Origin of the sequence: Sulfurovum sp., assembly GCF_041551015.1 — a bacterium.
Classification (GTDB): Bacteria; Campylobacterota; Campylobacteria; order Campylobacterales; family Sulfurovaceae; genus Sulfurovum.
This window is the reverse complement of sequence record NZ_JBFENQ010000108.1, coordinates 1-6372: the sequence shown is the minus strand read 5'-3', so window position 1 is coordinate 6372 and position 6372 is coordinate 1. Positions and strand designations below refer to the sequence as shown.

General features: G+C 39.2%; 6 protein-coding genes. All 6 read right to left on the bottom strand.

The genetic code is table 11. The features are described from left to right. Nucleotides 1-1187 (bottom strand): NADH-quinone oxidoreductase subunit L (gene nuoL / locus ABZC96_RS07565; RefSeq protein WP_373030202.1); only part of this gene is annotated, 1187 nt, incomplete at its 3' end. A gap of 2 nt (nucleotides 1188-1189) precedes the next feature. Continuing rightward, complete coding sequence (gene nuoK / locus ABZC96_RS07560; RefSeq protein ID WP_008244681.1) at nucleotides 1190-1492, bottom strand: NADH-quinone oxidoreductase subunit NuoK; 303 nt, start codon at nucleotides 1490-1492, stop codon at nucleotides 1190-1192. Then, entirely contained in the window at nucleotides 1492-2055 is a 564-nt protein-coding gene (locus ABZC96_RS07555) for an NADH-quinone oxidoreductase subunit J (protein ID WP_373030201.1), read from the bottom strand. The genes nuoK and ABZC96_RS07555 overlap by 1 nt, the downstream gene beginning before the upstream one ends. Before the next feature lie 10 nt (nucleotides 2056-2065). Further along, nucleotides 2066-2689, bottom strand: a complete 624-nt coding sequence (nuoI, locus tag ABZC96_RS07550) for an NADH-quinone oxidoreductase subunit NuoI (RefSeq protein WP_373030200.1) — start codon at nucleotides 2687-2689, stop codon at nucleotides 2066-2068. Nucleotides 2690-2699: 10 nt separating this feature from the next. Continuing rightward, nucleotides 2700-3734, bottom strand: a complete 1035-nt coding sequence (gene nuoH / locus ABZC96_RS07545) for an NADH-quinone oxidoreductase subunit NuoH (RefSeq protein ID WP_373030199.1) — start codon at nucleotides 3732-3734, stop codon at nucleotides 2700-2702. A gap of 1 nt (nucleotide 3735) precedes the next feature. Beyond that, nucleotides 3736-6216, bottom strand: a complete 2481-nt coding sequence (locus ABZC96_RS07540; protein WP_373030197.1) for an NADH-quinone oxidoreductase subunit G — start codon at nucleotides 6214-6216, stop codon at nucleotides 3736-3738. Nucleotides 6217-6372 lie beyond the last annotated feature (156 nt).

Below are 6372 nucleotides of genomic sequence, written 5' to 3'. Positions count from 1 at the left end.
GCAAGTGCAATGGAAGCGATGGTCATGTAGATCCATGTCCCTCTCATCTTCTTTCTTAGTGCCCCCATCTTAAAGAGATCAAGCTCATCATGCATCGCATGCATTACGTTACCTCCACCAAGGAAGAGGAGTGCTTTAAAGAATGCGTGTGCTGCTAGGTGGAACATTGCGATCCAGTACGCACCAAGTCCTGCTGCAGCAAACATGTACCCTAACTGTGAAAGCGTAGAGTAGGCAATAATTCTTTTCAGGTCACGTTCAACCAGTGCCATAGATGCTGCGTAGAATGCAACAAAGGTACCAAGTGATGCAATGAAGAAACTCACCCCTGCCACTTCTTCCATACTGTACAATGGATTAGATCTAATGACGAGGAAAACCCCTGCTGTTACCATCGTTGCTGCGTGGATCAATGCAGAAACAGGCGTAGGACCTTCCATTGCATCTGTTAGCCATGTATGAAGCGGGAACTGCGCTGATTTACCCATCGCACCGATAAAGAGTGCGATCGCAGCCGTTACTAACACTGTTTCACCAAGATATGGAAGCTGAGCAAATACTTCATCATACTGCAAAGAACCCGTGTTCCAATAAAGGATAAAGATACCGACCAACATACCAAGGTCAGCGATACGGTTCATAATAAATGCTTCATTTGCTGCCCATGAAGGTGAGATAGAAGGATTGTCTTCTCTTGCCTGGTCCGGCTTATGGTACCAGAAACCAACCAGTAGCCATGAACAAACACCAACACCTTCCCAACCTATAAACAGACCGGCAAAGTTATCTGACATCACAAGTATCATCATAGAGAATACGAAGGCAGAGAGGTATGAGAAGAATCTGTTGAAACTCTTATCATGGTCCATATAACCGATCGCATAGATATGTACTACAGTAGAAACCAAAGTCACCACTGTCATCATTGTAACCGATATCTGGTCAACCACAAAACCAAACGGTATGTTCAGATCACCTGCATTGATCCAATCCATCATCGTTACATGTACGACTGTACCTGTCGTGTAAAGATTGTATGCCAATGTTGCCGAAGCAACGAATGCTACACCTATAAGTATAGAACCAACAATACCTACAAATATTTTTCTTTCACTCATACCAAATAAAGCTGCAAAAAGAGAACTTACAAATGGTGCAAAAAGTGCTACATATACTAAATTTTCCATTATTATCCTCTCATACTTGCAAGGTCGTCAAGATCAAGACTTCCCTGTTTTTTATACAATACGATCAATATACCCAGACCCACTGCCACTTCACTCGCTGCAATCGCAATGATAAAGAATGCAAACATTTGACCTGTCAAATCATTGTAATAATGTGAAATCGCTGCAAAGGCTATATTGACTGCATTCAGCATTACTTCTGTTGCGAAGAAAAGCATTAAAAGGTTTCTTCTTCTAAGTACACCGACCAATCCTATAGAGAAGAGTATCGCAGATACGATCAAATAGTGAGAAAGACCTATCATCATTTTTCATCCTTTACTATCATAATTTCATCATCTGCACCCATATCTTCAGTGAGACTCACATCCATTTTCTTACCAGCAAGTATAATTCCAGCGATCATTGCTACGAGCAACATGAGTGCGGCTACTTCAAACGGTACAAGATACTTTGTAAAGAGCACGATTCCAACATCCTGTGCATTACCTACACCTTCATGCATTGGGTAAAGTGCCTGGATATTCTCGCTGAAGATCGGTGCTGCGAACATCAGTACCAATACCAATGCTGAGAGTCCGCCAAGCAAGAAGACTAAAGCATTGTTTGTATTTTTCTCTTTGATATCTCTTGTTGCATCAAAGAACATCATTGCAAATGCGTAGAGAGCCATAATAGCCCCTACATATACCACAAGTTGAACTACACCAAGGAAGTCTGCACCCAAGATGAAGAAGAATCCAGAGATAAGTACCATACCTGCTGCAAGTGATGTCATAGAGTAAAGTATATTTTTACTCATCACTGTGATCAAGAAAAGTCCTATTGTTAAAGCCGAAAATAGGTAAAAGGCTACGATTTCATACATTCTACTCTCCCTAATACGCTAGTGGCGTTTGTTTAATGTTTTCATCTGCATTTGGAGATACTGCACCAAATCCATCATACTCTTGCTGTAAGTTCAGTTTATCGATAGGTGTTAACATATCTTCAAAGAGTGAGAAACCAGCTCTTTGCTCTGAGGCATTCTCATAACGCGGTCCATGAACAATAGCAAGTTCCGGACATACTTCTGCACAATAACCACAGAAGATACAACGACCAAAGTTAATGGTATATTCACTCACTTCTTTACGTTGATCTTCATCATATCTTGTATCCATAGAGATACAGTTAGAGATACATATCTTTTCACAAAGACCACAACCGATACATCTGTAGTTACCTGATTCAAGTAATCTAAGCATGTCATGTATCGCTCTATATCTTGGTGATATTGGCATTTTTTCAAATGGATACTTTACTGTATGCATCTGACCTTTGAAAAGAGCATTGATCATCTCTCTTAAAGTTACCCAAAGTCCTACAAAAAGTTCACCTTTAAATGTTCTCTTCACAACTTGTGAAAACTGCTCCATAGCTGTTTCAGGTTTACTTCCTACATCAACTTTTTTGTAGTTTTGCGTTCCTACATTTCTGTTTTTAAATTGTTCTAAACTCATACCTGCTCCCTTATACCATCATCACTATAGCAGTAATCAAAATATTGATTAAAGCGATTGGCATTAATACTTTCCAACAAAGCCACATTAACTGATCTGGTCTAATATGTGGCCATGATGCTCTAACCCATAACATTAAGAAGAAGAAAAATGCAACTTTAAGGATAATAAACAACCATCCAAATGCACCCGCTGCGTCATATCCACCTAAGAATACAATTGAAGCAATAATTGCAACAGTGATCATGTTTGCATACTCACCAATGAAGAACATACCCCATCTCATACCTGAATACTCTGTTGCATAACCAGAAACAACTTCTGCTTCATGCTCAAGAAGATCAAATGGTGTTCTGTTCGTCTCTGCAAATCCTGCTATAAGGAAAAGTACAAATGCTACTGGTTGTTGCCAAATAAGCCATGAACCGATACCACCAGCTTGCGCTTCATTAAAATCAACAAATGATAATGAACCAACCAGCATGATCGGTGCTAAGATAGAAAGCCCTGTAACTACCTCATAGGATAAAAACTGAACCGCAGTTCTTGCTGCACCGATAATACCCCATTTGTTAGCTTGTGACATACCAGCAAGCAATGGACCATAAAGACCAGCTGCCATCATACCAAGTACAAACAATACACCAATGTTTAAGTCAGATGCGATAGATGGTACAAATGTACCACCAAGTAAAGGAATAAACTCAGGGACAGTAAAATCTGGGAAAACAGGTACAGCAGAAAGTGCAATAAATGCAGTTGCTGCTGTAATAATCGGTGCGATCATAAAGATCAACTTGTTTGCATTTTGTGGGATGATATCTTCTTTTGTGAAGAGCTTAATACCATCTGCCGCAATTTGCAGTAAACCATAAGGTCCTACGTGCATTGGCCCAAGACGTCTTTGCATAAATGCAAGTACTTTTCTTTCTATATAAGTACCAAAACCTGCAATTGCCGAAATCACAGCCAAGATAATCACGGCTTTGATAATGACACCTACAGCAGTTACCTCTGGTAAGTTTTCTACAAGTGTTGTTTCCATATTACACCTTTCTCAATGTTACTGTTTGATATCTTGACTCTCCAAAGAGACCATACACATCTTTAGCAGATTTAAAATCTGGTACTTTTACAATGTCACCTTGGATCTTTTCATCCGCAACTACATCTAAAGTAATACTTCCATTCTCAAATACTACTTCTACTTTTTCTCCCAAACTCTCTGCTTTAGCTGTACTTGCATAGAGTGCAAATGCTTCAAAGATTTCGTGTGATTTGTCTGTAAAGTCATTAAACTGTCTAGCAGGGTTACATCTATACGCGATTTCACCTTCAAGTGCTAAATTTTCATCAAACTTCTCTACAGTCGGTAGTTCTACCTCTTGAACCGTAACATCAAGTCTATATCCACGATTATCTACACCTTGATTAGTAAATGCATTTGGTAATGAGTCAAATGCTAGCGCTTTAAAGCCTTTTCCTTCAGGAAGCATCTCTGTCCAGTCAATAGTCTCTTCTGGTGCCCCTACAAGTGCTTTCATAAGATCATTTAGCTCATATCCACCATACTCTAATGCAGCATTGGTAGGAAGTACTCTTTTAGCCATTGATGTTAATGTCCCCTCTTGCTGATTCATTGCAGGCATATCTAAATCACCATCACCTAGTGCAGAGAGTCTAAAGTCACCATTTTCATTGTAACCTATGGTGTATCCAGAACACTCATCATCAAGATCACAGATCAGTGCTACACCCAATGCATTTGACTTTGGTGGTGTCATCACTACATCAATGTTACATGTTGCTTCAACTAGTGCCACAAGTTTAGCCAGATTTTCTGCTTTTTCATGGAAGTAAAGATCTTCACCCACCATTAGTGAGAAAGCTTCTTTTTTCTTTATCATCTTATCAAATGCATCATCGAATTTTTCAGAGTCTCCGCCGAGTAAATTCACTAAACCATTAATAGTAACTGTGATCTCTTTTTCAACAGTCTCTTTTACTTTTTTAGATACTTCTTCCTCTTCTCCGGTCTCTTCATTGACAACCATCTCCTTTACAGTCTTCATGATTTGCTCTTTAACTGTTCTAGTCTCAGAACTTTTAAAGCTTTCAATATATTCTTTGACCTCAGCAGGAAGTTTATCTTTATCAGCAAAGAGATCTAAGATAAGATAGAGTGCTGCTTCTTCAAGTCCCACTTTGTGATTGAACACTTCAATTGTCTTACCAAATGTAGGGATGAGTGTATCACCTACCGGGTGGAAATAAAGTCCTGCACCTTTGTTAAGCTTTTGTACGTTGTTAAACGCATATTTAAGTGCTGGAGAATCATTTCTAAGTGCTGCACCCACAGAGATAACAAAATCACTCTTCTTCATGATCGCATCTGTATCTGTAGAGTATAAAGATGAACCTGACGCGGCAGCATAGTGCCCTAAGAATTTTTGGAATGCTCTTACCTCTGGATTATAGAGTTTAAGTCCCATTTTTTCTTTAAGTGTTTGAAGCATCATCGCTTCTTCATTTGTGATCATAGAATTAAAACGAACTGTATCTGCTTTTTTGAATGCTTCAAGTGCTGCATTAAATGCTGCTTCATCTTTACTTACATTTCTGTTCTCAAAATCATACGCAAAACGTGCTGAACCGTCTAATGATACATAGTTCCATTCATTGGTAACACGGTAGATCTTTTCAGATCTGTCTTCAATTGACGTAGGTTTTACTTCATAATAAATTTGTGCCCCATCACTTGAGTGTGCTGCAACAGCAGGTATTCTTCTTAAATCCCAAGCATTTGACTGATACACAAAATCACGACTTACCAGTGCACCAACCGGACATACAGCGAGACACTCACCACAGTCTGAACAATTTGTAAACTCTGTCCCATTGCTAGGAGCGATAACAGACTTTTGAAGTTTGTTCCACATAGAGTATGCATCTTTTGGCATAGAGTCTTTATACCCTTTGTCAAGGTCTGCACCACCTCTTTTTGCCGTAGTGATCGCTGCATCACCTATCATGTCTTTACATACAGTAGTACAACGTTCACATACGATACAAAGGCCTGGATCATAGTGTAGTACTGAAGACCAATTTGTTGCCTCTCTTTTCGTATCTGGAATCATATATGATTGTGAATCAACCCCGAGTTCAAGTGTATAGTTTTGCAACTCACACTCACCACTCTTGTCACATACACCACACTGAAGCGGGTGGTTTACATCATAAACTTCCATAATAGCTCTACGCTCTTCAAGGATATTTGGCGTGTCAATGGTGACTTCCATTCCCTCTTTCACTTTAGCGTTACATGCATATACTTGTTTTCCATCTGCCTCAACCAGACAAATACGGCACGCCAATGTTGGCGAACATCTTGTCAAGTAACATATAGCTGGGATGAAAACATTGTTGGCACGAGCAGCATTAAGGATATATTCACCCTCTTTTGCCTTATACTCGACGCCATCAATCGAAATTGAGACCATATTATCTACTGTTTGTACTTCACTCATCGTTGTTTCCTATTTTTTGATTATTTATTTTTTCAAAAGCTAGTCTGCTAAATCTATAGGAGGATAGCAAAGAAGCACTTAAGTCTATGTCAAAAGTCGGATTTAGAGCAATGACTCCTTTCATATATGTATCAATTTTAAACACTCGTTTAAATT

What these genes read in the sequence shown, in the direction of transcription:
- ABZC96_RS07555 (WP_373030201.1), bottom strand. Translation starts at nt 2,055, where the DNA reads ATGTATGAAATCGTAGCCTTTTACCTATTTTCGGCTTTAACAATAGGA.
- nuoK (WP_008244681.1), bottom strand. Translation starts at nt 1,492, where the DNA reads ATGATAGGTCTTTCTCACTATTTGATCGTATCTGCGATACTCTTCTCT.
- ABZC96_RS07540 (WP_373030197.1), bottom strand. Translation starts at nt 6,216, where the DNA reads ATGAGTGAAGTACAAACAGTAGATAATATGGTCTCAATTTCGATTGAT.
- nuoH (WP_373030199.1), bottom strand. Translation starts at nt 3,734, where the DNA reads ATGGAAACAACACTTGTAGAAAACTTACCAGAGGTAACTGCTGTAGGT.
- nuoI (WP_373030200.1), bottom strand. Translation starts at nt 2,689, where the DNA reads ATGAGTTTAGAACAATTTAAAAACAGAAATGTAGGAACGCAAAACTAC.